At 64.4% G+C, this 26830-nt stretch carries 26 protein-coding genes; 16 read left to right on the top strand and 10 right to left on the bottom strand.

From position 1 onward, the window contains the following. Position 1: 1 nt before the first annotated feature. The 3 genes from V9L18_RS11050 to V9L18_RS11040 are packed head-to-tail and all read left to right on the top strand — an operon-like array spanning position 2 to position 3101. Positions 2 to 1204, top strand: a complete 1203-nt coding sequence (locus V9L18_RS11050) for an 8-amino-7-oxononanoate synthase (protein ID WP_337347214.1) — start codon at positions 2 to 4, stop codon at positions 1202 to 1204. After that, the gene (gene bioD / locus V9L18_RS11045; protein ID WP_337347213.1) at positions 1201 to 1878 is read left to right on the top strand and encodes a dethiobiotin synthase; all 678 of its coding nucleotides are present in this window, start codon (positions 1201 to 1203) and stop codon (positions 1876 to 1878) included. Before V9L18_RS11050 ends, bioD begins: the two co-directional genes overlap by 4 nt. Next, complete coding sequence (locus V9L18_RS11040) at positions 1875 to 3101, top strand: cytochrome P450 (RefSeq protein WP_337347212.1); 1227 nt, start codon at positions 1875 to 1877, stop codon at positions 3099 to 3101. The genes bioD and V9L18_RS11040 overlap by 4 nt, the downstream gene beginning before the upstream one ends. Before the next feature lie 54 nt (positions 3102 to 3155). Here the strand turns inward: V9L18_RS11040 and V9L18_RS11035 are convergent, their stop codons facing one another. Continuing rightward, positions 3156 to 3791: a dihydrofolate reductase family protein gene (locus tag V9L18_RS11035; RefSeq protein WP_337347211.1), complete on the bottom strand. Its 636-nt coding sequence runs from the start codon at positions 3789 to 3791 to the stop codon at positions 3156 to 3158. A gap of 244 nt (positions 3792 to 4035) precedes the next feature. Between V9L18_RS11035 and V9L18_RS11030 the strand changes: the two genes are divergently transcribed. Next, on the top strand, positions 4036 to 4437 hold the full coding sequence (locus V9L18_RS11030; protein ID WP_337347210.1) for a RidA family protein: 402 nt from the start codon (positions 4036 to 4038) through the stop codon (positions 4435 to 4437). Positions 4438 to 4505: 68 nt separating this feature from the next. Here V9L18_RS11030 and V9L18_RS11025 read toward each other — a convergent pair whose 3' ends face one another. Further along, complete coding sequence (locus V9L18_RS11025) at positions 4506 to 4802, bottom strand: hypothetical protein (protein ID WP_337347209.1); 297 nt, start codon at positions 4800 to 4802, stop codon at positions 4506 to 4508. Positions 4803 to 5169: 367 nt separating this feature from the next. Here V9L18_RS11025 and V9L18_RS11020 point away from each other — a divergent pair, with 367 nt between their 5' ends. Continuing rightward, on the top strand, positions 5170 to 5385 hold the full coding sequence (locus tag V9L18_RS11020; RefSeq protein ID WP_337347208.1) for a hypothetical protein: 216 nt from the start codon (positions 5170 to 5172) through the stop codon (positions 5383 to 5385). Positions 5386 to 5447: 62 nt separating this feature from the next. On the opposite strand, the gene V9L18_RS11015 is transcribed toward V9L18_RS11020, so the two are convergent. After that, positions 5448 to 5834, bottom strand: a complete 387-nt coding sequence (locus V9L18_RS11015; RefSeq protein WP_337347207.1) for a response regulator transcription factor — start codon at positions 5832 to 5834, stop codon at positions 5448 to 5450. A gap of 96 nt (positions 5835 to 5930) precedes the next feature. Here V9L18_RS11015 and V9L18_RS22060 point away from each other — a divergent pair, with 96 nt between their 5' ends. Beyond that, positions 5931 to 6092, top strand: coding sequence for a three-helix bundle dimerization domain-containing protein (locus tag V9L18_RS22060; RefSeq protein WP_443197945.1), 162 nt, complete (start codon positions 5931 to 5933; stop codon positions 6090 to 6092). Here the strand turns inward: V9L18_RS22060 and V9L18_RS11010 are convergent. Further along, a complete protein-coding gene (locus V9L18_RS11010) occupies positions 6089 to 6493 on the bottom strand; it encodes a VOC family protein (RefSeq protein ID WP_337347206.1) in 405 nt (134 codons plus the stop codon). The two genes, V9L18_RS22060 and V9L18_RS11010, sit on opposite strands and share 4 nt — an antisense overlap. Positions 6494 to 6633: 140 nt before the next feature. Between V9L18_RS11010 and V9L18_RS11005 the strand changes: the two genes are divergently transcribed. The 5 genes from V9L18_RS11005 to V9L18_RS10985 all read left to right on the top strand — a co-directional run bounded on the left by V9L18_RS11005 (position 6634) and on the right by V9L18_RS10985 (position 12411). Beyond that, positions 6634 to 7905 carry a serine/threonine-protein kinase gene (locus V9L18_RS11005; RefSeq protein WP_337347205.1) on the top strand — a complete coding sequence of 424 codons (1272 nt, stop codon included), beginning with the start codon at positions 6634 to 6636 and terminating at the stop codon, positions 7903 to 7905. Further along, a complete protein-coding gene (locus V9L18_RS11000; RefSeq protein ID WP_337347204.1) occupies positions 7902 to 8468 on the top strand; it encodes a hypothetical protein in 567 nt (188 codons plus the stop codon). The genes V9L18_RS11005 and V9L18_RS11000 overlap by 4 nt, the downstream gene beginning before the upstream one ends. Positions 8469 to 8577: 109 nt before the next feature. After that, the gene (locus V9L18_RS10995; RefSeq protein ID WP_337347203.1) at positions 8578 to 8865 is read left to right on the top strand and encodes a hypothetical protein; all 288 of its coding nucleotides are present in this window, start codon (positions 8578 to 8580) and stop codon (positions 8863 to 8865) included. 360 nt (positions 8866 to 9225) lie between these two features. Then, positions 9226 to 9927 carry a peptidoglycan-binding protein gene (locus tag V9L18_RS10990; RefSeq protein ID WP_337347202.1) on the top strand — a complete coding sequence of 234 codons (702 nt, stop codon included), beginning with the start codon at positions 9226 to 9228 and terminating at the stop codon, positions 9925 to 9927. 36 nt (positions 9928 to 9963) lie between these two features. Further along, on the top strand, positions 9964 to 12411 hold the full coding sequence (locus V9L18_RS10985; protein WP_337347201.1) for a hypothetical protein: 2448 nt from the start codon (positions 9964 to 9966) through the stop codon (positions 12409 to 12411). On the opposite strand, the gene V9L18_RS10980 is transcribed toward V9L18_RS10985, so the two are convergent. Beyond that, positions 12408 to 15032, bottom strand: a complete 2625-nt coding sequence (locus tag V9L18_RS10980; RefSeq protein WP_337347200.1) for an AMP-binding protein — start codon at positions 15030 to 15032, stop codon at positions 12408 to 12410. The two genes, V9L18_RS10985 and V9L18_RS10980, sit on opposite strands and share 4 nt — an antisense overlap. Before the next feature lie 225 nt (positions 15033 to 15257). Between V9L18_RS10980 and V9L18_RS10975 the strand changes: the two genes are divergently transcribed. The 5 genes from V9L18_RS10975 (at position 15258) to V9L18_RS10955 (ending at position 21690) form a co-directional block, all read left to right on the top strand. Further along, the gene (locus V9L18_RS10975; RefSeq protein WP_337347199.1) at positions 15258 to 16304 is read left to right on the top strand and encodes an iron ABC transporter substrate-binding protein; all 1047 of its coding nucleotides are present in this window, start codon (positions 15258 to 15260) and stop codon (positions 16302 to 16304) included. Between the two features lie 4 nt (positions 16305 to 16308). Then, positions 16309 to 17901 (top strand): ABC transporter permease, encoded by a 1593-nt coding sequence (locus V9L18_RS10970; RefSeq protein ID WP_337347198.1) that lies wholly within the window; start codon positions 16309 to 16311, stop codon positions 17899 to 17901. Continuing rightward, positions 17898 to 19055, top strand: a complete 1158-nt coding sequence (locus V9L18_RS10965) for an ABC transporter ATP-binding protein (RefSeq protein ID WP_337347197.1) — start codon at positions 17898 to 17900, stop codon at positions 19053 to 19055. Before V9L18_RS10970 ends, V9L18_RS10965 begins: the two co-directional genes overlap by 4 nt. A gap of 223 nt (positions 19056 to 19278) precedes the next feature. Then, positions 19279 to 20481 (top strand): cation:proton antiporter, encoded by a 1203-nt coding sequence (locus V9L18_RS10960; protein ID WP_337347196.1) that lies wholly within the window; start codon positions 19279 to 19281, stop codon positions 20479 to 20481. Positions 20482 to 20871: 390 nt separating this feature from the next. Further along, positions 20872 to 21690 carry an alpha/beta fold hydrolase gene (locus V9L18_RS10955; RefSeq protein ID WP_337347195.1) on the top strand — a complete coding sequence of 273 codons (819 nt, stop codon included), beginning with the start codon at positions 20872 to 20874 and terminating at the stop codon, positions 21688 to 21690. 28 nt (positions 21691 to 21718) lie between these two features. On the opposite strand, the gene V9L18_RS10950 is transcribed toward V9L18_RS10955, so the two are convergent. From V9L18_RS10950 to V9L18_RS10930, 5 genes are read right to left on the bottom strand one after another with little or no spacing between them, the layout of a single operon-like run. Then, complete coding sequence (locus V9L18_RS10950) at positions 21719 to 22846, bottom strand: Gfo/Idh/MocA family protein (RefSeq protein WP_337347194.1); 1128 nt, start codon at positions 22844 to 22846, stop codon at positions 21719 to 21721. Next, positions 22843 to 23616 (bottom strand): ThuA domain-containing protein, encoded by a 774-nt coding sequence (locus tag V9L18_RS10945; protein ID WP_337347193.1) that lies wholly within the window; start codon positions 23614 to 23616, stop codon positions 22843 to 22845. The genes V9L18_RS10950 and V9L18_RS10945 overlap by 4 nt, the downstream gene beginning before the upstream one ends. After that, on the bottom strand, positions 23613 to 24503 hold the full coding sequence (locus V9L18_RS10940; RefSeq protein ID WP_337347192.1) for a carbohydrate ABC transporter permease: 891 nt from the start codon (positions 24501 to 24503) through the stop codon (positions 23613 to 23615). Before V9L18_RS10940 ends, V9L18_RS10945 begins: the two co-directional genes overlap by 4 nt. A 7-nt stretch (positions 24504 to 24510) precedes the next feature. Then, complete coding sequence (locus V9L18_RS10935; protein ID WP_337347191.1) at positions 24511 to 25512, bottom strand: carbohydrate ABC transporter permease; 1002 nt, start codon at positions 25510 to 25512, stop codon at positions 24511 to 24513. A 10-nt stretch (positions 25513 to 25522) separates the two neighbouring features. Next, a complete protein-coding gene (locus V9L18_RS10930; protein WP_337347190.1) occupies positions 25523 to 26761 on the bottom strand; it encodes a sugar ABC transporter substrate-binding protein in 1239 nt (412 codons plus the stop codon). Positions 26762 to 26830 lie beyond the last annotated feature (69 nt).

Here is a 26830-nt window from a genome sequence, read left to right as displayed (position 1 = left end):
GATGACCCAGTGGCTTGAGCGGCAGGCCGCAGTCCGGGACCGCCGGGGCCTTGTCCGCCGCCCACTAGCCCGTGGCGCGGACGAACGGTTCACCGACCTGGCCAGTAACGACTATCTGGGCCTCTCGGCCGACCCTCGGGTGGCTGCTGCTGCGGCCGCGGCCGCATCTCTGTGGGGCGCTGGGGCCACGTCCTCACGCCTCGTCGCCGGCACCACCAGGCTGCACTTGGACCTGGAGCAGGAACTGTCCGGGCTGGCGGGAATGGAGACGGCGCTGGTGTTCTCCTCCGGCTATCTGGCCAACATCGGGGTCATCACTGCGCTCGGCGGCCCCGGGACCCTGATCGTCGCTGATGAACACTGTCACGCCTCGATGATCGACGGCTTCCGGCTTAGCCGTTCCCGCACCGAAACGTTCGCCCACAACAGCGTGGAGGAAGCCGGGCGCTTGCTGGCCGACCGGAATGAACCGCGCGCTCTCATCGCCGTCGAATCCGTTTACAGTGTCCTGGGCGACGAAGCCCCGCTTCCAGCCCTGCTGGCCTTGGCAGAACAGTACGACGCCACGCTGCTTATCGACGAGGCGCACAGCCTCGGCGTCACCGGGACCGGTAACTTCCGGGGCCACGGCTCTGTGGCCGGAACTTTCCTGGCCGGACATCCGAACGTGGTGGTGACGGCGACGCTGTCCAAAGCCTTGGGGAGCCAGGGCGGGGCTGTCCTGGGATCCGGACTGCTGCGCGAGCACCTCGTCAACAGGGCCCGGAGCTTCATCTTCGACACTGGCCTGGCGCCCACCTCTGCGGCGGCAGCCCTCGCCGCGGTACGGATCATTCGGGACGAGCCCTGGCGGGCCGGAGCTGTTCACCGCAACGCAGCGGCGCTGGCCGACGCCCTCGCCCCGGCCCTCGAGGCCCGCGGCACGGCTGACGTCGTGCCCGTCGTCGGCCGTCCCGTCATCGGCCATCCCGTCGTCGAACAAACAGCAGGGGCGGTCCAATCTGTCGCCATGCCGTCCGCCGAATCGGCCTTGGCGGCTGCCGCTGCCGCGCGCACCGCCGGCGTCCGGATCGGCTGCTTCCGTCCACCATCCGTCCCGGATGGGATTTCACGGCTGCGGCTCACTGCCCGCGCCACCCTTACCCTCGAGGAAATCGAAGACGGCTGCGCAGTGCTGCGCAGCATTTTGGAGGAGCATCAATGAACCTGCCTGGCATCATCCTGGTCACCGGAACCGACACCGGCGTTGGCAAAACCATCACGACGGCGGCCCTCGCCACCGTCCTCCGCGGAGCAGGGCGCAGCGTCGCGGTGTACAAACCGTGCCAATCAGGCGCCGCCGAGGGCGATTCCGACGCCGCCGAGGTCGTCCGGCTCGCCGGCGCCGTGACTGCTGAGACGGGAGTGGTACTGCAGCCACCGCTGGCACCCGTGGCCGCAGCCGCCGTCGACGGGACGCCGCTCCCACGAGTGGCTGCGCACGCCGAGCGGGTCCGCGAGCTGGCAACGTCGCACGACCACGTCCTGGTTGAGGGCGCGGGCGGCCTGCTGGTGGAGCTGGATTCCGACGGCGGCACCCTGGCGGAGCTCGGGTCAATCCTGGCCGCGGCATTCGTACTGGTCGCCCGGCCGTCCCTCGGCACGCTGAACCACACTGCCCTGACACTCGAGGCGCTGGCCGCGCGGGATCTTCTGGTCCTGGGCGTGGTACTCGGAAGCTGGCCACACACCCCGGACGTTGTGAACTTCAGCAACCGGCAGGTGTTCGGATCGCTGCGTGTGCCCTTGCTGGGCGCCCTCCCGGAGCACGCCTCTGACCTGTCTCCTGCGGATTTCCGTACCGGGGCAGCTGCCTGGCTTAACGGACTGCCCGCATGAACCCCGCGTTGATGGGCCAGAAACCCGTGGAGGGTCTGGTAGACAGCCCGGGACCGCAGGGCGTCCCAGGGGTGGTCGACGGCGTTGCCGGGGCCCGCTGCCCGTACCTCGTGGTGCGTGACCCGGACGCGGTCCGTGACGTGTTGCACCGGCCTGGCGACTTCAGCCCAGGGAACGCACTCGTCGCGGTCACGCCCCTCGCAGGGCCTGCCCTGCGCGTGCTGCAGGGGGTGCGCTTTGCGCTGCCTCCCGTTTTGGCCAGCAACGATACCGACACGCACGCCGGAATCCGCAAGGTCGTGGCGGGATTCTTTACTCCAGCTACCGTTGGGGCCTTCGAGCCGCGGATCCGTGAACTGGCCCGCGAAGCTGCACGGAACGCCGCGGACGGGCTCGAATCTTCCGGCCACGTGGACCTCGTGCAGGCACTTGCGGCGTTTCCGCCTGCCGTCGTGATGCTCGAACTTCTCGGGCTTCCCGTTCGGGATCTTGTTGACCTCAAGCGCTGGGGCCTGGATTCCATGGAGCTGTTCTGGGGCTGGCCCGATGAGGACCGGCAACTGGAACTGGCCCGCAGCGCCGCCGATTTCTACGTCTGGCTCCGGCAGCTCGCAGCGGAATCCAAGAAGGCCCCCGGGCGCAACCTGTTCAAATCCCTGGCCGAACACGGGCTGTCCACACCTGAAATCTGCTCGCTGGGCTACTTCCTGCTGATCGCCGGACAGGAAACAACCACGCAGCTGATCAGCACCACGCTGTTCCGCCTCCTGGAGGGGTCTGGGCCCGTGGGCTGGAAAGACGCTGCCACCGAAGCGGGTTCCAGGACCATGGTCCAGCATGTCCTGGCCACCGAGTCGTCCGTGCCGACCTGGCGCCGCGTGGCAGCCCACGATACACAGCTTGGTGGCGGCCTGATCCCTGCCGGTGCGGAAATTCTCCTCGAACTCAGTGGAAATCACATCACCGCTCCGGGCGGAGCCGAGCGTCTGTCCATGTCTTCGAAGGAGGCCCAGCGCGGTAGAACTACAGGCCCTGGCCTGGTCTTCGGCTCCGGCATCCACCGCTGCCTCGGGGCCAAGCTGGCGGAACTGGAAGCTGCTGTCATTGTTCAGGAGGCCGCCACTGCACTGCCGGAAGTGCAGTTGCGGGTGGACCAGCCCGACTGGATCAGGCTCCTGTCCTTTCAGGCTCCCCGGACTGTCACCGTTGCAAACCGCGGGTGAGCCATTGCGGCGGGCGGGCTGGACAACAAACTGAGCCGCTGCCCACGGTTTGACTCAGGCCGGACTGCTGCCAGGTGGGCCGCTGAGCACCGTAGGGATGTATTCGAGCAACTGGAGCCTGCCATCGAAGATCCTGCTATCCACCATCTCGAGCGATACGTCCGGATAGCCGTCGTAGATCCGCTCCTGCCCGGTGCGGCCTGTGATGACCGGGAAGATGACGAGCCGGAATCTGTCCACCAGGCCAGCCGTCAGCAGCGAACGACAGAGGCTGAGGCTGCCGAGGGTGCTCAGGGATCCAGTCCTGGTCCTTTTCATCTCCCTCACGGCCTCCACCGCGTCCCCGGTGACGAGCTCCGAGTTCGGCCACGTCAGGGGCGCCTGCAGCGTCGAGGAGAAGACGACTTTGGGGACGGCGGCAAGGCCGGTGAGGCTGGCACCCTCATTCTCGGAGAATCCCGAGCCCTCAGCCGCGGCTTCCTCAGACATGCTGGACATGAGCCGGTACGTGTTGGCTCCGAGAAGGAAGGTGTAATTCTTCTCCCCTTCCTGCTCCAGCCAAGCCAGGTACTCCGGCCCCTCCAAACCCCACCAGCCGGGCCATCCCTCGGCTGAGGCATACCCGTCAAGGGAGATGATCAGGTCAATCATCAATGTCGCTGATGACGTTTCCGCAGTTTGCTCGCCCATGGCCGTCTCCTGAATCTGGTCGACGTCGCTGTTTGCCCGGGACGCTCAGTCCATGACCGGCGCCACGCTGCAGAGGTGCGCCGTCGGCGCCCGTGCCGGCAATGCTAGCCCCGGGGCGAACAGGAGTTCAAGGGGGCAGGACTGAGGGAAAGTGGCGCCTTTGATCTTCGTGGCGTTCACCATCCCAGGCCATCGCCAAAAGATGGGCGTGCCCTCAATCTGAAGTCAGTGGGAACATACAGGCATGGCATCCATACAGCGCATCCGTCCCCAGGGGCTCGTCTCGAGCCCGGCCTTCAGCCACGTCGCCATCGTGCCGCCCGGCGCGACCACCATCTACGTCGGCGGTCAGAACGCGGTCGACGTCGACGGCTCGCTCGTCGGCAGGGGCGACGTAGCGGCGCAGTCCGCCCGCGCCCTCGAGAACGCGAGAACCGCCCTCGCCGCGGCCGGCGCGACCCTCGCCGACGTTGTGCACTGGACGGTGCTCTTCGTCGACGGCGCCGACCTCGCGGCGGGGTATGGGGCGATCGCGTCGGAACTGGCGTCCGATGAACCTGCCCTGGTTACAGCAGCACGAGTGGCCGGGCTGGGTGTGCCCGGCGCCCTCGTCGAGATCAGTGCGGTGGCCGCCGTGCTGCGATGAAGGTCCGGAGCGCTTGAGATGCTTGAGCGCAGCCTCTGAAGGCCATCATCCAAGGTCAGGAACCAGCGTTACGCCGGAGTGCTCGGCTCAACATGACGTGCTTCCTGATGGTTCTCGTCGTACCTTTCTTCACGCGGCTCGTCGAACGGGGACCCACCAGGAAGGCCTCCTTCCGCCAGGCCTCGAATAAACACATGCCGCAGCGATGGCTGGCTGTCAGCACCGGCAGCGAAGGCGGTGACTGAGGCGGTGTTCGTCACCATGGTGTTTGCGATCTGGTCCACCCCTGCAGCACCAGCCGCCGCCATCAGAACGACCGCCACGGCCGCCAGCGCAGGAACAACGGTCTTCTTCCAAAGCCTCATAACCCGATCATGATGCCGCAGGTTGAGAACAGATCCAGAAACATCTTTGGAGACGCTATGAATTTCCTCCGCACAAATGTTCGCCCATAACCGAATGGCATGCGGCAGGCCCGCTCCCTTTTGTTCACCCGGTCCGCGAAAGATTCATCATGCTTTATGTTGCGCCCAGGGCCACTGATCATTCAGACTGACTACAGATCCGCAGGAGTTCTTCCGCCGATCCACACAGCCGGCCCTCGCCGACCACCGCCCCATCAGAGCATGCCGGGCACCCCTTTCGAATCACAGCCCTTCAGCCTCCAAGGGGCGTTCCCGCCCCGAAACAAGCCCGAGGCACCGGCATCTCTCCCCTGAGAAAGAGACCACAATGATCCAGCGCCACTCTGACCTCGTCCTGGAAATCACCGGCTACGATCCCCACACCATAGAAAATGACCTCAATACCGCCGTAGAGATCGCGCGCGAGCACGCCATGCAGCAAGGACTTTACGGAATACTGGTCACCCAGCACGGCTACACCAGATACACAGTGGCAGTCAGCCGCGACGTCCCCTTCGGTCAAACACTCGAATACCGCGAATAAACGCCTCCGACGATGTTCCCCACCTCATCCGGCGGCCCGAAACGCCTTCACGAAGAGTTGGGCTACTCCGGTGTCTGCATAGAGCTGGGGGCCGGGCAGAGGCCATTGACCGCGTCCCGAAGTTCACCAGGATGGAAAGGTTTGATGAGGTACGCGGAAGCTCCCGCAGCCATGCCGTTGAATTGGTCGGCTGCTGAGGCCCGTGCCGTGATCATCAGGAGTGGGGCGGCGCTCAGTTCCCGGACGTTTTTGGCTATTTGAAGCCCGTCCAGGTCAGGCAGGCCCAGATCCAGGGTAATGAGTGCCGGGTCAAGGCCCCGAAGCTGATGCAGGGCGGCAGAAGCTGTTCGCACGGCGCGGACTTCAAACCCAACACGTTTGAGGACGACGCCGATCAGGCCGGCGATATCCTCGTCATCCTCGATGACAAGGCAGATTCCCCTCGACATGGCGCCCCCCGGCTCGTGTATGGCATCAGCATAGCGATCCTGGGCCTACTCCACCTAGGACGGCTAGCTATTTAACCGTGCGACCCCGGCCAACGGATGCAATCCGGGTACGGCAGAGGCGCACGCGCGGCAGTTGACTGTCCTGCCTGTCGGGCCGAAACTTTGGGGACCAACGAACCCGAAGTCCGGGACTACGTTCCACTTCTTGTCGAACGGGCCGCGAGACTTCGCCTGTCCCGTCCCGGCCGGCTTCGTTAGCGCGTACCCACGTTCAGGTGTGCGTCCCTGATGCCAGGGGGTGTCATGCCCTGCAAGACCCAGCGGTTGCCGTCCGGGTCACCGAAGTAGGCAAATTGCACTCCGCCCATGTCGTGGATTTCACTGATGTCTGCGCCCCGCCCCAGGAGCTCCGCGCGAACTGAGCCGATGTCGGGGACAACGAGCTGTAGCCCCTCCAGGCTGCCAGGCACCATACTCGTCATTCCGGTACCTATGACGATCGACGTAGCGGATCCTGGAGGTGTCAGCTGAACGACCCTCATCCCAGGGATGTGCTCAACATCGTGGTCGAGGACAAATCCCAGCTTTTCCGTGTAGAAGGACTTGGACGCGTCAACATCCGCGACCGGCACTTGCACAACCTCAAGGCGCATCTCCATGTGCCCCACAGTACCTCCATGGCCTCGGGACAGTGGGGGTCACGTCCGTCATACCTCAGCACTCCGTGGTTCCACAGAATAAAGTAAGTTGCCTTATGATTTGGAGTGTAGTGTGCCGTGGGGCGCCGGGAGGAACGAATATGGTGGCGGAATCGCCCAGCTCCATCAGGACTGAAGTCGTCGGCGGCCGTTACCGCCTCGGTGATGTGATTGGCCGTGGCGGGATGTCGTCCGTGTACTGCGCGCGGGACGAGAACCTGGGCCGCGACGTTGCACTGAAACTCTTCGCGCCACAGGCCCCGGATGCGGACGAACTCAAACGCCAGGAAGCTGAAATCAGGCTGCTGGCCACCCTGAACCATCCCAGCCTTGTAACGCTGTTCGATGCCGGCATCGACACGCGCATCCCGGATGAGCCACGGCCGTTCCTGACCATGGAACTCGTCGAAGGACAGGACCTGCGCAGCCGCATCCGGCACAGCCCTGTTCCCCTGGAAGAGCTGGCCGTTATTGGAGCCGGAATCGCTGACGCCCTGGCCTACGTCCACGGCCTCGGCATCATCCATCGGGACATCAAGCCAGGAAACATCCTCCTGGTGCAGACCCGGCCAGGGGAACCACTCAGGGCAAAGGTCACCGACTTCGGCATCGCAAGAATTGCCGACAGCACACGCCTGACTGCCACCGGAGCCATGGTGGGCACCGCAGCCTACCTCAGCCCTGAACAGGCCATGGGATCGCCGCTCAGCCCGGCCACCGACGTGTACTCGCTGGGACTGGTCCTGCTCGAATGCGTCAAGCAGACAATGGAGTTCCCGGGCAGCGCGGTGGAATCCGCTGTGGCCAGGCTGCACCGCCCGCCAGGCATTCCCGAGGATCTGCCGGCCGAGTGGACCGACCTGATCCGTTCAATGACCGCGATCGAGCCTCTGGACCGCCCCACAGCAGCTGACATCGAGACCGCGCTCCGGCAGGCCCTCATCTCCCCGACATCCACCCCTGGCCAGCTTGCACCGGAAACTACTCGAGTGCTGCCCGCCATGCCATTCAGGGCACCCGCCATCACTGCGGAGCCACGCTCGCCAAATTCACGACCGGCCGATTCCGGTACCAACGATACTGGCCAGGTGGGCCCGCTCTCCGCCGGCGTCGGGTGGTCGGGGTTAGTGCCTGGTGAAGATCAGCCCGGCGGCCCGTTAAGGACGCGCAGGGCTGCGCGCTCCACACGCCCCACGCGCAAAGGCCGGCTCTGGGCGGCGGCCAGCCTGGTGGTTATTGCACTGGCGGGCGGCGGCGCGGCACTCACGGCGGCCCAGACCCCGGACTCAACGTCCGGCGTCGTTCCTTACCCTGCGGTTACTGGCACGCTGGGTGACCACCTCCTGGAACTGCAAAAGAGTGTGGAACCGTGACCCGGTTTCATGCCGCCATTTGGCGGCCCGGTACACGGGCAGCCGGTCCACGAAGAGCAGGTACACGGGGAGCCGGCTTCGCCGCGGCCCTGATGCTGGCGGCGTCCATGGCAGGCTGCGCCCCGGCCGATACCGGCCTGCAGCCGGACACGGCCCGGCACTTTCAGGAACTGGTGCTGGGCGTAAGCCAGGCAGCGGCAGCGAATGATCACCCGGCTGCGCTCACAGCCTTGGAGAGCCTGGAAGCGGACGTAGCGTCGGCGGCGGGCAGCGGCCAGGTTTCGGAGGAACGGCGCCGGGCCATCATGACCAGTATCACCGCTGTCAGGACCGACCTCACCACCGCCATCCAAGCGGCCGCCGAGGCTGCCGCGAAAGCACGCGAGCACGAAGCAGCCGCTGCCGCAGCAGCAGAAGCGGAGAAGGCAAGGGCCGAAGCAGAAGCGGCGGCGAAGGCAGCCCAGGAACAGGTATCGGTGGTCCCGCCGCCGGCCCCTGTACCTGCGCCTGCTCCCGAGCCGGCAAGAGGCAGCGAGGGTAAAGGCAAAAATAAGAACGGCTAGCCCGGAGGAACAAACGAGCGAGGCGCCGTTGGAAGGCCGTGCGGGGTGCAGACCAAGCGCGGAAGCTTAGTTGCTAAGTGTACTTACGGAATCGGATCTAGACTTGATCATGGACACGATCCCGGCGGTTTTCCTCGTTATTGGGGCAGCATTCGTCTGGCTGGGCCTGACGGCGATCGCGATGCTCCGGCTACGGCGGCGCAGAAGTGGCTCGACGCTGGTACGTTCCGCTACCGCCCCCGCAGACCAAGCCCCCGGCCGCCCCGACCGGCCAATGCGCCGACGCCATGCGATCCCGGACCGGAACGCCGGAGTTCCCGTGAGACGGCGCAGGCTGAAGGTCAGGAAGGTCCGTCGGGAAAGGCCCTCGTCCGGCAAACGGCCGTCGTCGCTGTAAGAGAGTCACCGGGTCGGGGAAGAGCGGCCAACGCCCACAGCCCCGGCCATACGCGCTACGCGCCACGCTCGAGGGGGCACATTTCTGACCCTTCACGCAAGGCTCGGCTGGCTCCACAAGATGTAATCCACCGCGGCGGGACCGGTCATGCCCAGGCCCGGCCCGATATGACGGCCGGCCTCGACTCGACGCTGATTGTGCGGAACAGGCTCCATCTGCAGGTCGGCCCTGTCCCGTACTCACCGTCGGGGGATATACCAAAATATGATCATCATGCTTACTATTGACTGGCATTAGGCACATCGGTGTAGGAACTGCTCACTGGGGGCAGCGGCGACCGTGCCGGAACTGGAGTTTCGCATGAGCACTGAACAGGGAATGACTCCGCTGACCAACGAAGAATTGCAGGCACAGGGCGGCACGGCGCTCCCCGACAAGGAAGTAGCTTCCGTGCTGGACCTCAACGCCGATCTTGACTTGGGCATCAACGCTGCGGCCCCCATCGACCTCGCCGTCGCGGCCAACGCCAACGTAGCAGCCCCGATCGACGCGGCAGCGTCCGCGAACATCCTCTCCTACGGATCCGAGGCCCAGGCCCTAGCGGACCAGGGAGTGATCATCGAACAGGGCATCACTGCCGATGCCACAGCAGACTCCACGCAGGACAGCAGCATTGACCAGGGCGCAGATACAGAGGCCGGTGACGCCGGAACTGCGGACAGCGGGACCGCACCGGACGGAACCGCAGGCGGTGACCTTCTCCCGGATGGCACACTCCCCGACGTGGGTGCCTTGCCGGTGGATCCGGCTGCCGCGCTGGACGGGGACCTGCTGAACGTCAACGTTGACCTGGCGGCGCAGGCAGACATTGCGGCCCCGATCAACGGCGCCGTGGCTGCCAACGCGAACGTCGCCGCGCCGATCGACGCCGCCGTTGCCGCCAACATCGGTTCCATCGACAGTGACGCTTTCGCAGTGGCCCAGCAGGACGCCATCATCAGCCAGCACATCGACGGTGAAGCAACCGCGTCTGCCGACCAGCAGTCAGACCTGAGGCAGTAGAGTCCGCACACTACCTCCGAGAATGAGCACTGCTTCATGAGCACAGTAGACGGCGGGCCGTCCCGGCCGGACGGCCCGCTGACTTCTCCCGCGTCTGCCGGTACCGACACTGTTAACCCTTCCCACGTCCTGCTGCCTGACGTTCCTGTGCTGGCCGACGGCGTGGAACTGATGGGTGAAACAAAGGGATCGGGGTACCGGGAACCGCCTTCGCTGGTCCGCCGGGCAGACGGCCAGGCCATCCAGCTGACCCGCCTGCTGTACCTGGTACTTGAAGCAGTGGACGGCCAGCGCACTACCGAACAGATTGCCGCCCACGCCAGCACACGCTTCGGAAGATTAGTCAGCGAAGACAACGTCCGCACACTGGTCGCCTCGCAGCTGCTGCCGCTGGGACTGCTCCGGCTGGGTGACGGTTCACAGCCAGAGGTGCGGAAAGCGGACCCCCTGCTGGGCATGCGCTTCCGCTACACCGTCACGGATCCGGAACGTACCCGAAAGCTCACGGCGCCGTTCGCGTTGCTCTTCAACCCGGTCATCGTGGCGGCCATCTGCGCAGCCTTCATCGCCGCGTCCTGGTGGGTTCTCGGGGTCAAGGGACTCGCCTCCGCGACCCACGACGCCTTCGCCAACCCGGCCCTGGTCCTGCTGGTCCTGGCCGTAACAGTGCTTTCGGCCGGCTTTCACGAGTTCGGTCACGCCGCGGCCGCACGCCGGGGCGGCGCCACGCCCGGTGCCATGGGGGCGGGTCTGTACCTCATCTGGCCTGCATTCTTCACGGACGTCACAGACTCGTACAGGCTGGGCCGCGGGGGCCGGATCCGGACCGACTTGGGCGGGCTGTACTTCAACGCGATCGTTGCCGTGGCCATAATGGGTCTCTGGTGGGCCACCGGCTTTGACGCCCTGTTGTTGGTTGTGGTCACCCAAATTCTCCAGATGGTCCGGCAGCTCCTGCCCCTGGTCCGATTCGACGGGTACCACATCCTGGCCGATGCCACCGGGGTCCCGGACCTTTTCCAACGTATCAAACCGACGCTGCTGGGGTTGCTCCCCTGGCGCCGCACGAGTCCCGAAGCACAGGCCCTCAAACCATGGGCCCGGGCCGTAGTCACTGTCTGGGTGTTGGTCACTGTGCCGCTGCTCGTGGTCAGCATGGCCATGATGGTCCTCTCGCTCCCTCGGCTCCTCGCGACGGCGTGGGCCAGCGTCCTGGATCAGCAGGCGCAGTTTGCCGGAAGCCTCGCCGACGGCGACCTTGGCGGCGCTGCGCTGCGCGCCCTGGCGATCGCCGCCGTCGCCCTTCCCATTCTTGGCATCCTCTACATCCTGCTCCGACTGGCCCGGCAACTGACCCTCGGGCTCTGGCACAAAACGCGCGGAAAGGCATTGCAGCGAGCCGCCGCGATGGCCACCATCGCAGCGGTGACCGCCGGGCTTGCCTGGGCCTGGTGGCCCGCGGCAGACACCTACCGGCCCGTCCAGCCGTACGAACGCGGAACCCTGGCAGACGTAGCCACCGCCGTTTTCCCCGCTGCGTCACACTCTCCCCTGCGGGAAGGGCAGGCCGGGAAGACTGTAGCGTTATGGCCCGCAGGGGCAGCCATGCCGACACGCGAGAACCCCCAGCTCAGCACGGTCCTGGTACCGCATACTGGTCCCGCCAGTGCTGGGACACGGGCCGACAGCGCCCCAGGGGCCAGTCCGGCGCCGTCGTGGGTGTTCCCGTTCAACCAGCCTGCCGCACCAGAGGAGGACGGAAACCAGGCCCTCGCCGTGAACACGAGCGACGGCTCTGTGACCTACGACGTCGCCTTCGCGCTGGTCTGGGCAGAAGACGGCAAACCCGTCGATACCACCAACGAGGCCTACGCGTTCGCCAGCTGCACAGACTGCACCGCAGTCGCCGTCGGCTTCCAGGTAGTGCTGATCGTGGGTCAGGCCGACGTGATAGTTCCGGAGAATTTGTCAGCCGCCGCCAACTACAACTGCCTTCGGTGCCTCACCTACGCGCTGGCCAGCCAATTGGTCCTCACCTTGGACGGACCCCTCAGCGAGGACAGCACAGCCCGGCTCAACACGCTGTGGGCCGAGATCGCCGAGTACGGCCGGGAGCTCCACAACGTCCCCTTCTCTGAGATCCAGGGACGCCTCAACGCATTCAAGGAACAAATCATGGAAATTGTCCGCAGCGACCCCGGCGCCACGAACGGTACTCCCCCGGCCTCGGCCCCCTCTGCCGGCACAACGGCCCCCTCTCCTGGAACCACTGAACCGGCATCCGTGACGTCCAAGGCCACGACGGCGGCACCCACTCCCGCCGCGCCTGTCACTGGTGGTGCGGCTACCGACGGCAGCCCCACGCAGGAAGGTCTCACCCAGGAAGGTCCCATGCAGGAACCGAGTACCGCGCCCGCTGAACCAGCTGTTGTCACCCCGACGCCCAATCCCACCCCGACCGGCGCTGAGGCACCAAGCAGCTAGGCTCGGGCGGCCGGGGGCAACCCTTCGCGTTTCGTGGATTGAGTCCGCCCATAGTTGACGGGTTTCCGAGGGGCTGCAGTTCCCAAGCGAAGCAGGCGGCCCATGATCCTCATGGACACCCCCCAGTACGCCACTCCAACGGCCAGGGATAGGACCACTGCCAGCACAGGGGTGTGCTCCTTGAAATCGGGAAAAATCACCCAGTGCGTCACATACGCGTACAGGGAGGCGCTGGCCAGCGTGCCGAACAGTCCATGAAGGACTGCAGGCAGGGGAAGGGCAGGAATCCAGGCGAGCAGGAGGATCCCGGCGAGGATTGTGGCTTCGCGCCAGGGGTTGTCAAAGTAGCCCGGAAGGGCCAAAGCCGCGATGACGGAGAGGATGAGCCGTTGGGGAACCGTGCGGGCCCGCGCCAGGGCCCACCCGAGCGCGAACAGCCACAGGACGGGCCTGGTGTGCAGGATGTCGATCGGTACGAGGTTGTAGCGGGCCAGCAACCCCACCCCGATAAGCGCCACGGGAAAGGCCAACGGGAACCGCTTTTCTGCCCGGTCCGCCCACGGGATGGCCAGAAGTGCCATCATGGCCACCAGCACATAGATCAGGACTTCCACGAACCAGAAATGCCAGGCATCTGTCCAGCCGCTGGGCCCGATCATCGTGTTGAGCATCAACAGGTTGGCCGGTGTGTAGTTGAATTTGTCCGTCAGGAGCATCACAGCGCCGATGAACGCGACAGTGGGCACGACCACCCGGGCAAGGCTCCGTGCCTGGCGTTTCAACCGGGGAAGCCGGTCCCCGCCCAGTTGGAAGCGCGCGAAGTTGTAGCCGGCCAGGGCCATCAGGACGTGTGCGGTGCCGGGCCACGCAATGAGGTCCATATGGGTGCTGATGATCACCACGATGGCAACGGCGCGGAGCACAATGCTTGTCTCCAGTGGCGCAAAGAGCCTCCAGCGTTTGCGAGCTGGCCGCGCCTTGGCAACCAGGTTCCCGACCGGGGTTACGTGCCAGTCGGCAGGCAGGTGCCCGAGGGCTTTCTCGAGACGGACCGAGGCCGCCACATATGACAGCGAATCGCCTCCGAGGGATACGAACGTGTCGCCGTCGTCGATGTCCGTGATCTCAAGCGCTTCGGCGAAGATTCGGCGGATGTCCTCGGGGGCCGCTGACGCTTCGGCGCCGGGGCTCGCCGTCGTCCGCACCGGCCCTTCGGGCGGAGCCGCAAGCCCAAGGATAGCCGGGTAGTCGGTTTTGCCTGTGGCCAGGCGCGGGAGGCGCTCGACGGCGCGCACCTCCACCGCGGCCCGCGGCAGGCCCAGGCTCTGGGCCAGGGTTTTGGCGAGCAGGCGCTCGTCGTGGTTGCCCTCGACGGCGGCCACGAGCCTCTGGTCTGTTCCAGCGCAGGCGGACTGGAGGCCAAGGTTGTGGAGCGTCTTCTCCACCTGGCCGAGGTCGATGCGCAGCCCGACGATCTTGACGAACCGGCTCCTTCGGCCCACTACCTCATAGAGACCGGAATCATGCTTGCGGGCGAGATCGCCCGTGCGCAGTTCGTGGACGGCGCGGCCGGCCGCGAGGTCGGCCGGACTTTCCGCGTAGCCGAGCATCACGTTGGGTCCGGTGTAGACGAGTTCTCCGTCGTCCAGGCCAGGGACGGGTTCGATGCGAAAGTTCCCGCCCGGCACCGGAATCCCGATGCTGCCGGGAAAGGTGGTGGCCAGGTGCGGTGGAAGATAGGCCATCCGTGCCGTGGCCTCCGTCTGCCCATACATAACGAACAGCTCCCAGCCGTTCCGCTGGCCCTCCTTGGAGTACCGGACGATCGTTTCCGGTTCCAGGCGGCCCCCGGCCTGGGTGATGTAGCGCAGGCTCGGCAGCTCCATGTCGGTGAACCGGACCCGGTCCAGCAATTCGAAGGTGTACGGCACGGCAGCAAAGGAAGTGGCACGCCGGTTGCGGAACAGTTCCCAGAAGCAAGGATCCACCACAGACAGCTCAGTGAGGACGATCCCCGCCCCGCGGAGAAGGTGGCTGTTGATCACTGACAGCCCGTAACAGTAGTACATGGGGAGCGTTGTCATGGCCCGGTCGCCGGCATGGATGTTGAGATACTCAGCGATCGACTCGGCGTTGGACTGCACGTTCTGGTGCGACAGGCGCACGAGCTTCGGGGATCCTGTGGAACCGGACGTGCTGAGCATGAGCGCGAGGTCCGGGTGCAGCTCATGCCGGGTACCGGGCCGGAGTTCTTCCAGGAGCGGCCCCGCCTGATGGCCCGGCACCGTACTCGGCAGGGAGGCGCCCGGCCGGATGATGACGTCGGGATCGTAGGAGGTGATGAGCGATTCCAGCGCGGCGTCGTTGCCGGCGGGAGCGAGGATGAGGGGGTGTCCGGATGCCAGGGCCGCGAGGTAGGCAACGAGCGACTCAATGCTGTTGTCGGCGGCAAGCACCACAAGGCGGCGCACGGTACCGAGGCGCGCTGCGAAAGCTTCCACGCGTTGGGCGAGGTCGCTGTAGCTGAGGACGCGGCCGCCGGTCAGGACGGCGGGCCGGTCACCGTGGCTTGCCAGATTGGCGGCAAGGGCGACCCCTGTGAGTTCGAGGGGTAAGGTCACGGCGTAACCATAAAGTAAGCCTTGCCTAACTACAACTGGATAAATGACAACCCAAGCAACGGCGCGAATTACGTTATGCAACAGTTCCGTAATTGATGTGATCTCCATCACTTTAAGCGCTTTCCTTGTTGGGACTTAGGTTGGGCTAACCTAAAGTTCCTTTGTGGGCAATCTCAGCCCGTCGGCCCCAGGGTCCACCAGACTTGTTCCCAGAAAGCAGCCTCCATGAAGATCCGCACCCACGCGCTGGCCGGCATCGCCATCGCCGCCACCGCAGCCCTTGGGCTGACCGCCTGCGGCGGCAGCACTGCCCCCGCAGCCTCCGGTTCCGCTTCCGCCGAAGCCGGAGACATCACGGTCTACAACGCTCAGCACGAGAGCCTGACCAAAGAGTGGATCGAGGCCTTCACGGCCGAGACAGGCATCACGGTGACCATGCGGCAGGGCTCGGACACGGAACTGTCCAATCAGATCGTCCAGGAAGGCACTGCCTCGCCGGCCGATGTTTTCCTCACCGAAAACTCCCCCGCCATGGCCCAGGTGGAAAACGCGGGACTTTTTGCGGATGTTGATGCGGCCACCATCGCGCAGGTCCCCGAAGAGTTCCGCCCGTCCACCGGCAAGTGGACCGGCATTGCCGCCCGCTCCACCGTCCTGGTCTATGACAAAGCCAAGGTGGCCGAGGATAAGCTGCCCAAGTCCATGCTTGATCTGGCCAAGCCGGAGTGGAAGGGCAAGTGGGCCGCATCCCCGTCCGGCGCCGACTTCCAGGCCATTGTCTCCGCACTGCTTGAGCTCAAGGGCGAGGCCGCAACGGAGGAATGGCTCAAGGGCATGAAGGAAAACTTCAAGGCCTACAAGGGCAATAGCACGGCCATGAAGGCCGTCAACGCCGGCGAAGTTGATGCCGCACTGATCTATCACTACTACTACTACGGCGACCAGGCCAAGACCGGCGAGAACTCCAAGAACGTCACGCCGTACTACTTCAAGAACCAGGATCCGGGCGCGTTCGTGTCCGTCTCCGGCGGCGGAGTCCTGAAGACCACTAAGAATGCAGAAGCTGCCCAGGCGTTCCTGAAGTTCATTACCGGCAAGAAGGGCCAGGAAGTCCTGCAGAAGGGCACCTCCTTCGAATACGCCATCGCCTCTGACGTCCCCGCCAACGAGAAGCTGGTTCCGCTGGCGGAACTGCAGGCTCCCACCGTGGATCCCGCCAAGCTGAACTCCGAGAAGGTCACCGAGCTGATGACCAAGGCAGGACTCCTGTAATTCAGTGACAACCGATCTATCGGCTTCCCCGTCAAAAGGGAGCACGACGACGGCGGGCCGGGGCAGCAGCCCCCGCCCGCCTTTCGGCGTCTCAGCAGTGTCCGTCATCGCGGTGCTGATCGCACTCTTTTCGCTTATTCCCCTGGGCTACGTCGTGTTCATGACCGCAGCCACCGGCTGGGACACCGCCGTCGAACTGATCTTCCGCCCCCGCGTGGGCGAGCTGCTCCTCAACACCGTCCTGCTGATGTTGGTGACAGTGCCCCTTTGCCTCGTCCTGGGAATCGGCGGGGCTTGGTTGGTGGAACGCACCAAACTGCACGGCCACAAAATCTGGGCTGTCCTGCTGGCCGCTCCCCTGGCCATCCCGGCTTTTGTGAACAGCTATGCGTGGGTATCCGCTGTTCCGTCCCTGGAGGGCCTGGGCTCCGGCGTCCTGATCGCCACACTGTCCTACTTCCCCTTGGTCTATATCCCCGCAGCAGCGACTCTAAGCCGGCTGGACCCGGCCATTGAACAGTCCGCCGCAGCTCTGGGGCTCGGGGCCTGGGGGGTGTTCTTCCGCGTGGTTCTCCCGCAGCTCCGGCTTGCCATCACCGGCGGCGCACTGTTGGTGGCCCTGCACCTGCTGGCCGAATATGGGGCCTTTGCCATGATCCGTTTTGATACGTTCACCACCGCGATCATGGTCCAGTTCCAATCCACGTTCAACGGCACCGCCGGCAACATGCTGGCCAGCGTGCTCGTGTTCTTCTGCCTGGTCTTGCTGCTCCTCGAAGCCCGCGGCCGCGGATCGGCCCGGTATGCGCGAATCGGTTCCGGAGCCCAAGGAAAGGCCCTGCGCCTGCCGCTGCACGGCTACCACGTTCCTGCCCAGCTCTTCCTCCTGACGCTCACCGCCCTGGCCTTTGGGCTGCCGCTGGTGTTAGTCCTGCGCTGGGTCTTCGCCGGTGGCCCCGTGATTTGGGTTGCAAACGAATTCGTGCCCGCCCTTCTGACGACCCTCGGCTACGGCCTGGCCGGGGCGGCGGTGACTACCGTGGTCGCCTTCCCCATGGCCTATCTGGCAGTAAGGCATCCAGGCTGGTTCAGCAAGGCCCTCGAGCTCTCCAACTACGTCACCAGCTCCCTCCCCGGCATCGTAGTGGGCCTGGCGTTCGTCACCGTCAGCATCAGGGTGGTTCCCGGCGTTTACCAGAGCAGTGCGGTCCTGGTTGCCGCCTACGTCCTGCTGTTCCTGCCGCGGGCGCTGGTGAACCTGCGTGCCGGCCTGGCCCAGGCCCCCAAAGAACTCGACGAAGCCGCGCGGGCACTGGGTAAACCTCCGCTCCTTGCCTTCATCAGGGTGACCCTCCGGCTCACTGCGCCCGCCGCTGCGGGCGGCGCCGCCTTGGTGTTCCTTGCCATCGCCAACGAGTTGACCGCAACGCTGCTGCTATCCCCCAACGGCACACGGACGCTTGCCACGGAATTCTGGATCAAGAGCAGTGAAATCGACTACACAGGTGCGGCACCCTACGCCTTGCTGATGATCCTGCTCTCCGCCCCTATGACCTACCTCCTCTTCCACCAGTCCAAGAAAGTGGCCGGACAGTGACCGAACAATCTCCCTCGCGGCTCCCGGAGCCGCGGATTGCGGCGTCGGTGGCCCCCAGCACCAACAGCCATCTGCAGATCACCGACGTCACCAAGAATTTTTCATCCCAGGCGGTCCTCAAAGGCGTAAATCTGTCTGTCGCCAAGGGTGGGACTACCGCCATCGTTGGTCCCTCCGGGTCCGGCAAAACTACTCTGCTGCGGCTCATCGCCGGTTTCGAGCACCCCACCACCGGCAGCATCTCGCTGAACGGTACCAAGGTGGCGGGCGACGGCGTCTGGTTGCCGGCGCACAAGCGTCACGTGGGATATGTGGCACAGGATGGTGCCCTCTTTCCCCACCTCACCGTGGGGCAGAACGTCGCCTTCGGCCTGGACGCCGGAAAGCTCGACGGCGGGCGGCGCGCCGTGGCGGGCCGGATCAATGAACTGCTGGAGATGGTCTCCCTGGACCCGGCAATGGCCAGGCGGCGTCCGCATCAGCTTTCGGGCGGGCAGCAGCAGCGGGTCGCCCTGGCCCGCGCTCTGGCCCGCGAACCCGAACTCATGCTCCTGGACGAGCCGTTCTCGGCCCTTGACGCGGGCCTGCGCGTTGCCACCCGGCGTGCGGTAGCCAAAGTCCTCAACCAGGCCGGCGTCACCACCATCCTGGTCACCCACGACCAAGCCGAAGCACTCTCCTTCGCGGACCAGGTAGCCGTGATGCGCGGTGGCAAGCTGGCCCAGATCGGCAATCCCTTCGTCGTCTATACCCGTCCCGCAGACCGTGCCACAGCGGAATTCCTGGGCGACGCGGTCATCCTCGACGCCTGGCTGGAAGGCTCACTGGCCACCTGTTCGCTGGGCGGAATCCCGGTCCGCCGGCCGCCGGCCCAGGGCCGTGTGCAGCTGATGCTGCGGCCCGAACAGATCCGGATTGCCGAGGACGGCCCGATCCGTGGCGTGGTGGTGGATACCGACTACTTCGGCCCTGAGACGACGGTGCGCCTCAAGCTGGCAGTTCCCCCGGAGCTGGCGTCCGGCGCCGACCACCGCTACCCCGGTGGGGGCGAAGTCATCACCATCCGCCACTGGAATGCGTCCATCGCGCGGCCAGGCATGGAACTGTGCCTTCGGGTTGTGGGCGAGGCCGTCGCATTTCCGCTGGACGACTAGAAAATACGGCGTGGAAAGGGCCGCCGCGCGGTCACGCAGGTGTTCTTCACGGCGCAAGTTTATGAATGCACCCCCGGCGCGACCCATGGCAGAAAACCGCGGATATATGGACGATCACGTACGGTACCCGGTGTTGTTGTTTGGCCTTATGGCGCCATCGCTATGGTGGCGGTAGCTTTGGATTACTTTTCGTCGAAGCAGCGAGGTGCCGGAGGTACCACCGATGCAGGGCTTGTCCACGTCACTGGTTCTGATCGCCCTGCTGGCTATCGCAGCGCCCCTTGCGGCCCGCTTCCTTGACCGCGTGGTCAAGGTACCGATTGTGGTCTTCGAAATTGTCCTCGGAATCATGCTCGGCCCCAGCCTGCTGGGCTGGATCCATCCGGCAGAGTTTACGGATACGCTGGCCCAGTTCGGGCTCGCCATGCTGTTTTTTGTTGCAGGCAACGAGATCGATTTCGCCGTCATTAGCGGCCGGCCGGCTAACCGTGCAGCTGCTGGCTGGGTGATCTCGTTGGCGGCAGGCATTGGCGCAGGCCTCGTCCTGGCCCCGGCACCGGAGGCTGCCGTGATTGTCGGCGTCGCCCTGTGCTCCACTGCACTGGGCGCGCTGCTGCCCATCCTTCGCGACGCCGGCGAATCGAAGTCCGCGCTCGGCATCGCGGTAACCGCACTGGGTGCCGCCGGGGAGTTTGGTCCTCTCGTAGCGATCTCGCTGTTCTTCAGTGGCAGGGAGCTCGGTCCGGCAACAGGTGTACTTCTCGGGTTTGTCCTCCTGACTGGCTTGGCGATTTACCTCGCCTCGCGCGCACGGCACTCACTTCTCCACTCCCAGGTCACCATGACCCTGCACACCAGCGGCCAGTTCGCCGTACGGTCCATCATGTTCATCCTCACTGTGCTCGTTGTTCTCAGCATGGTTTTGGGACTGGACATGCTGCTGGGTGCGTTCGCCGCCGGAGTCCTCTGGAAGGTGGCCATCGCGCGGGCTCCCGAACTGGACCGGAAGGTCATCGAGACAAAAATCGACGCCATCGCGTTCGGTTTCCTGGTGCCGATCTTCTTTATCGACACCGGCATAGATTTCGACCTGCGTGCGCTCACCGCCAGCCCGGCCGCCCTAGCCCTGGTCCCGCTCTTCCTGATCCTCCTGCTCATAATCCGCGGTCTGCCGTCGTTGCTCGCTGCTCCCCCTCACTCCAGCGGTGCAGAGAAACGGGCCATCATGCTGGTTGGGGCAACGGGATTGCCGATTATCGTGGCGGTGACAGCCATTGGCCGGGACGAGGGGCTGATCTCGGGCGGAATCGCATCCGCCCTCGTTGGAGCAGGCATGCTCTCGGTACTCCTGTTTCCGCTCCTGGCACTCCGTCAGCATCAACGCGGATTATCGGCGAAGCCAACGCGGCACCAGGAAATCCCTTAGGAGAAGGACCAAGCGCCCGGCGGTGCACCAAAATGCGATTCGCAGGAATGCTTGCCTTTCCCTGCCCAAGAATTTCCCTGGGACTAGGGAAAACCAAAGGAACTCTTGATCCAGCGGCGGCATGGTTAACCCATGAAGCGGAGATCAGCGCCCCGGGCCCTCGGCGGTCCTTCACGCACTGGCATAGAGGTAAACGCCTCGAGCGGAGTCAGCCCCACCACCGGGTTGGCGGCCTCATCCGCAATTCCGCAGAAGTGGACTTCGAGCAACTTCGTTCAAGACGGAGAACTCTGGCCCGACTGCCGGGACTGAGACCTGATCCGCTTACGAGGCACCTGGTTATGACTGGACCCGCTGCACGAGCGTCGCGACGCGACCTACACTGACTGGATGAAGGTCACGGACAGCGAAGTGCCCGTGCACTACGCCGAATACGGAAGCGGCACACCGGTTCTCGCCCTGCACGGGGCTGGTGTGGATCATCGCGAGATCGCCGCCGCCGTTGAACCGATGTTCTCCGGCCTCTCTGGCTTTCGCCGCCTCTACCCGGACCTGCCAGGGATGGGCCGCACTCCGGCGCCGGAAACTATCAACAGCAATGATGACGTCGTGGATGTGCTGTTCGGACTGATCGACGACACCATCGGCGATAAACCATTTCTTGTCATAGGCCACTCCTACGGCGGGTACCTGGCCCGTGCGATTGCCGGCCGCAGACCCGGGCAGGCCATAGGGCTGGCGCTGATCTGCCCAGTTGGCGCACACACGGGCCAGGTGCCCGGACACCAGGTCCTTGTTTCGTCGGCCGCGCCGGCCGGCGCGCTGGACCCGGATGTTGAGGCTTCCTACAGCGACTACTTTGTGGTGCAGACCGCGGAAACCCTGCGCCGGTTCCAGGCGGATGTGGCTCCCGCCGCCGCTCTCGTTGACGAGCGAGGCCTGACGCGCATCTTTTCGCACTGGGAGCTGCGGTCCGTTTCAGAAGCAGCGAAAGTCTATCCACATCCGGTGCTCGTCCTTGCCGGTCGTCAGGATGCCACGGCCGGGTACGCAGACACTTGGGAATTGATAAACGATTATCCTCGTGCCACCTATGCGGTGCTGGATCGAGCCGGCCATGCTCTGATGCACGAGCAACCCATTCTGGTCCAAACACTCCTTGCCGAATGGCTGGCGCGTGTGCGTGAGCACTCAACGGTAATGGAGTAACCCACCAACTCCACACGAGAATCGCCCGTCAGCGGGCGACGCTTTCGCCGGTGAGTGCACTCCGAACCGATGTCCATGATTTGAGGACTTCCAGAACGGCCGGGTCCCGCTCGGCCAGGATGGCCTGGCCGTAGGAGTCCGCCAGGAGTACGTCCACGGACACCCGCGATCCCGCTGCGGCGCTGCGGATCGCAGCTTCCACCATGGCAAGGCTCATGATGTTCTGGTGGACCCTTCCCATCGGCACGCTTCCCGTGCGGACCGCGTCCACGAAGTCCCGCAAGGACCCGGCGATTTCCAGGCCCGGGTCTTCGCTGGTGCCGCCATCAGAGGCAAGCGAAGATACAGGGTGGTTGTCCCCGTCCCACAAAACTGTTCCGCGCTCACCACTGATACGCCACGAAGCATTCCACGAGGTTTCCTGGCCCGGACTGCACCAACTCCCGGTGAACACGAAGCGTTCGCCTCCAGTCATTTCGAAGATGGCCGTGGAGCATGCATCTCCCCGGTACCAGCTCCAGGCGGGGTTGTATTCCTCGCAGAAGACGGAGACCGGATCGGCGTCGAGCAGGAACCGGGCCATGTCGAACTGGTGGATGGCCATGTCCAGCAGCAGGGGGTGGTCCATGGCATCGCGGAAACCGCCAAAGTGTGGCGCCTTGAAGAACTCAGCCGACACAATGCCAACGGAACCCAAAGATGCGGACAGCCGCTTCGCTTCGAACAATTGCCGGTTGTAGCGGCGGGACTGGCTGACCATGAACAGTTGGCCGTGGAGTTCAGCAGCGGCCGCCAGCGAGAGTCCCTGGGCCACTGTGGATGCAACCGGCTTTTCGCCAAGGACCGGCAGCCCAGCGGCAAGTGCTTCCGTGGTGACCGGATGATGAGCGGCAGGGATGGTGACGTTGATGACTGCCTGGGCTCCGACGTCGGACGCCAATGCCGTTGTACTGGCACCTACCGGGAGATCGGGATGCCCCAGCGCGGCTGCAGCCGTGCGGGCGGCGTCCAGGTCCAGGTCGACGATGCCCGCAAGCTCCACCAGTGGAGATTCCTCAACAGTGCGAAGCCAGGCGCGTCCCATGCCCCCGGCTCCGACCACAACGACGCGAAGGGGCGTGCCGTCATCGGGGATGATGGCGAAGGGGGTGTTCATGCGTTGGCTCCCTGGTAGCTCTTGCCGTTGAAGAAATCGCCGGTTTCATAGCGAAGCAGTTCGGGGACGGCCCGTTCGGGCCGGTCGGTGACTGCCCATTCCACCGCGTTGGCGATGACCCGGCGGATATCTTTGTGGTGGTACACGGGGTAGTCCTGGTCGCCGGGGCTGAAGAAGAAGATCTTGCCGTGTCCGCGGCGGAACGTGCAGCCGGAACGGAAGACTTCGCCGCCGCTGAATGAACTGATGAACACGAGTTCCTCGGGTGTGGGGATGTCGAAGAACTCGCCGTACATCTCCTGCTCGGGAATCTCGATGGGGTGCGGCACCCCTTTGGCGATGGGGTGGGTCGGGTCCACGGTCCAGACGAGTTCGCGGTCCTGCTCAGACCGCCAGCGAAGGGTGCAGGAAGTGCCCATGAGCTTGGTGAAGATCTTGGACCAGTGTCCGGAGTGCAGCACGAGCAGGCCCATGCCGGCGAGGACGTGGCGGTGCACGCGCTCAACAATCGCGTCGTCGACGTCCGCATGGGACATGTGCCCCCACCAGGTCAGGACATCGGTGTTGGCGAGGACTTCCTCCGTGAGGCCATGTTCCGGCTCGTCCAGGGTGGCGGTACGGACCACGACGGCGGAACCCAGGTTCTCCTCGATGCCCGCCTTGACGGCGCCGTGCATTCCCTCCGGATACAGGCGTGCCACCAGTTCGTCCCGCTTCTCGTGCCGGTTCTCGCTCCACACAGTGACATGGATGGGCTTGCTGTCAGTCATGATTTCTCCTTTTTAGGTGCTGAAGGCGGTCTATTGACCGCGCCGCCGGTGGTGCCGGCAGCGATGTATTTCTGGGCTGCGACCAGCAGGACGATGGCCGGGATGGAGGCAAGTACTGCCGTCGCCATCACTGAACTCCAGTCGTTCACATAGGCCCCGATGTACTGGAAGATTCCCAGCGTCACGGGCCGGACGGCTTCGGTGGTAGTCAGGGTGAGTGCGAAGAGGAAGTCGCTCCACGCAAACAGGAAGGTGAACAGGCCAGCGGTGATCAGGGAGTTCCGGCTTAAGGGCAGCACGATCGACCAGAACGCCCGGAGGTGGCCAGCGCCGTCCACCCGCGCGGCCTCGATGACAGAGGCCGGCATGCCATTCATAAACGCCCGGATGATCAGGATGGCAAACGGGATTCCATGCGCGGAGTCCGCAAGGATCAGGCCAGGAATGGAGTTGAGCAGGCCAAGGTCGTTGTAGGCGGTGTACAGGGCGTTAGCCACCACGATGCCCGGGATCATCTGGCTGATGAGGATGGCGAACAGGACCACGCCTGCGCCGCGGACCTTGAAGTACGCCAAAGCGTAGGCTGCGGGGGCTGCGATGGCCAGGCTCAAGACTACACTTCCGAGTGAAATGACCAGGCTGGTGCCCAGGTTGCCGGCCTGTTCGTTGATCGCGGTCGCGTAGCCGGTGAAGTCCGGCTTAAGCGGCAGCCACGAGGTTTCCAAGGTAGTGCCGTTGGGCTGCAGGGAGGCGTTGACCATCCAGTAGACCGGGAACAGCATGACGGCCAGGAAGAAGATGGCCAGTGCCGTGTAACCCCAGTTCTTGCTGGTGGTTCGTGGGACCGCTGACGTTCGGCGGACGGGGGCCCGTAGTTGGGTTGTCATCGTTTCCTCACTCATCCACGGCGCGTCGGCTGGCCCGCAGGTAGAGGACCGCGAACACGAGGGAAATGATCACCAGCACGTTGCCCAGGGCCGCGCCTTCGCCGAACTTAAACTCGTGGAAGGAGAGGGCATAGGACTGGGTGGCGATGGTTTGGGTTGAATTTGCCGGGCCGCCGTTGGTCAGGCCCAGGATGATGTCCAGCACCTTGAGCGTGTAAACCACGCCGAGCACCAGTACTACGCTCACCACCGGCCTCAGCATGGGCCAGGTGATGTGCCGGAAGGCACTCCAGCCGGTGGCACCGTCCAGGGACCCAGCCTCATAGAGCTCATCCGGTATTTCCTGGAGACCGCCGTAGAGAATGGTCAGGTTGAAGGGAATACCGATCCAGATATTCACGCCCACTACGGCCAGCAACGCAAGCGAGGTGCTGGTCAGCCACGGGATGCCGGTGTCGATCAGGCCGAGGTCGCCAAGGAAGCGGTTAAGGGCACCGCTGTCCTTGTCCAGGATCCAGCGCCACACGGCACTCGACACGATCAGCGGCAGGAGCCAGGGCAGCAGTAGCAATGACCGGAGGATTCCGTTGAGCGGGAACTTGCGCTGGAAAAAGATCGCCAGCGCTAGTCCGATCACGAACTGCCCCAGGATGGACCCCAGCGTAAACAGCGCGGTGTTCAGCAGCGAGGTTGAAAACAACGACGACGACAACACCGTTGCATAGTTGGCCAACCCCACCCAGGGGGCTTCGCCGGTAAAGAACGTCGCCGTGGTGTAGTCCTGGAAGCTCATGACGACGTTCTTGACCACGGGGTAGCCAAAGAACAGGGCCATGTAGACCACAGCGGGAACGAGGAAGAGCCACTGGAAGATATGTTCACGGCGTTGGCGGGTACGCCGACGCGGGACTTGAGTTTGTGCCCCTGAACCGGTGCGGCCGTGCTTCCGTGAAGCCAATCCCGTGGCCGGCCCGGCTGCAGTGTGCGATACGTCGGTTGTCAATGACATGGCGGCCTTCTTACTGGCCTTGGGCTTGCTTGAGGGCGTCGGCCGGCGAGGCGTTGCCCGTCAGTGCGGTCTGGATGGCGGTGTAGATCTTTGTGGCTTGGGCGGGCCATTCCTCACCGAGCTGGCCGGTCCGTGCCCGGGCGGTTTTGATCAGTTCGGTGAAGGTAGCGAGCTTGGGATTCTCCGAGGCGAAGGTTTCCGCAAGCGTGGTCTTGGAAGGAATGGTGTTGCGGACCTTGGCCATCGCCAGCTGGTTTTCGTCATTGTTCAGGCAAGCCACCACTTCGGCTGCCTTCGTCTGACGGGCTTTGTTGCCAGTCTGCGGGACTGTCCAGACCTCTCCGCCGAGCGGAGCGACGGAGGTCTGCCCGGCTTCGCGGACCGGGATCTTCACGACGCCATACTGAAGGCTCGGCTGCTTGTCCAGGGACGGAATCTGCCACGGGCCGTTGACCATCATCGCTGCCTTGCCGGCAAGGAACTGATCCTTCACATCAGCCTGGGTCCAGTTGAGGGCAGAAGACGAAACCGACCCGCTCTTGACCAATTCTGTCCACAGCTGCAGGGCCTCTTCGGTCTCTTTGGTGTCAATCTTCTTTTCGTCACCTCCGTTCGACCACATGACGGGGAGGAACTGCCACGTTCCCTCATAGGTGGGGTTGGCGTTGAACGCCAGCCCGTACTGATCCCCGCTCGTGAGCTTCGCGGCTGCTGCCTTCAGCTCATCCCACGTGGTGGGCGGGGTGACGCCAGCCTTGGCCAGGATGTCCTTGTTGTAGAACAAGGCGATGGTGTTCACCGTGGGCGCCAGGCCGTAGACCTTGTCCTTGTAGGTGCCTGCGCTGAGGACACCTTCAGCGAAGTTCTCGGTGTTGATCTTGAAATCAGCCAAGGGAGCCAACGCGCCCGTGGCCGCAATTTGCTGAAGGTCGGGGTTGTCCAGCATGAGTACATCGGGAAGCGTCTTGGAAGAGGACTGCTGGAGCACCTTGGAGATCAGCGACTTGCCCGGAACCGTCTCGCGCTTGATCGTCACGCCCGCTTTCGTCCCGCAGGCGGTGAGCGCATCGCCGATGAAGGACTTGTCCGGCTCATTGTTGTAATAGTCCACCACTGAGATCTCCTTGACGGGATCAGTGGAGGAAGCCGTATTACCCGCTGCGCCGCAGCCTGAGATAAGCAGTGGAAGGCCTGCCAGGGCGGCCATGGCCAAGGAGAGCGGACGCGCGGTCCTGTGTGCTGACTTCATTGTCTGTTCCTTTTGTGTGCGGATCGGTTCGTCGATGCGTATCGACGATGCTGATCGATGAATGGACGT

The organism is Pseudarthrobacter sp. CCNWLW217, assembly GCF_037203985.1.
Classification (GTDB): Bacteria; Actinomycetota; Actinomycetes; order Actinomycetales; family Micrococcaceae; genus Arthrobacter.
Note: the sequence above shows the minus strand (reverse complement) of the source record. Positions and strands in the feature narration are given on the sequence as shown.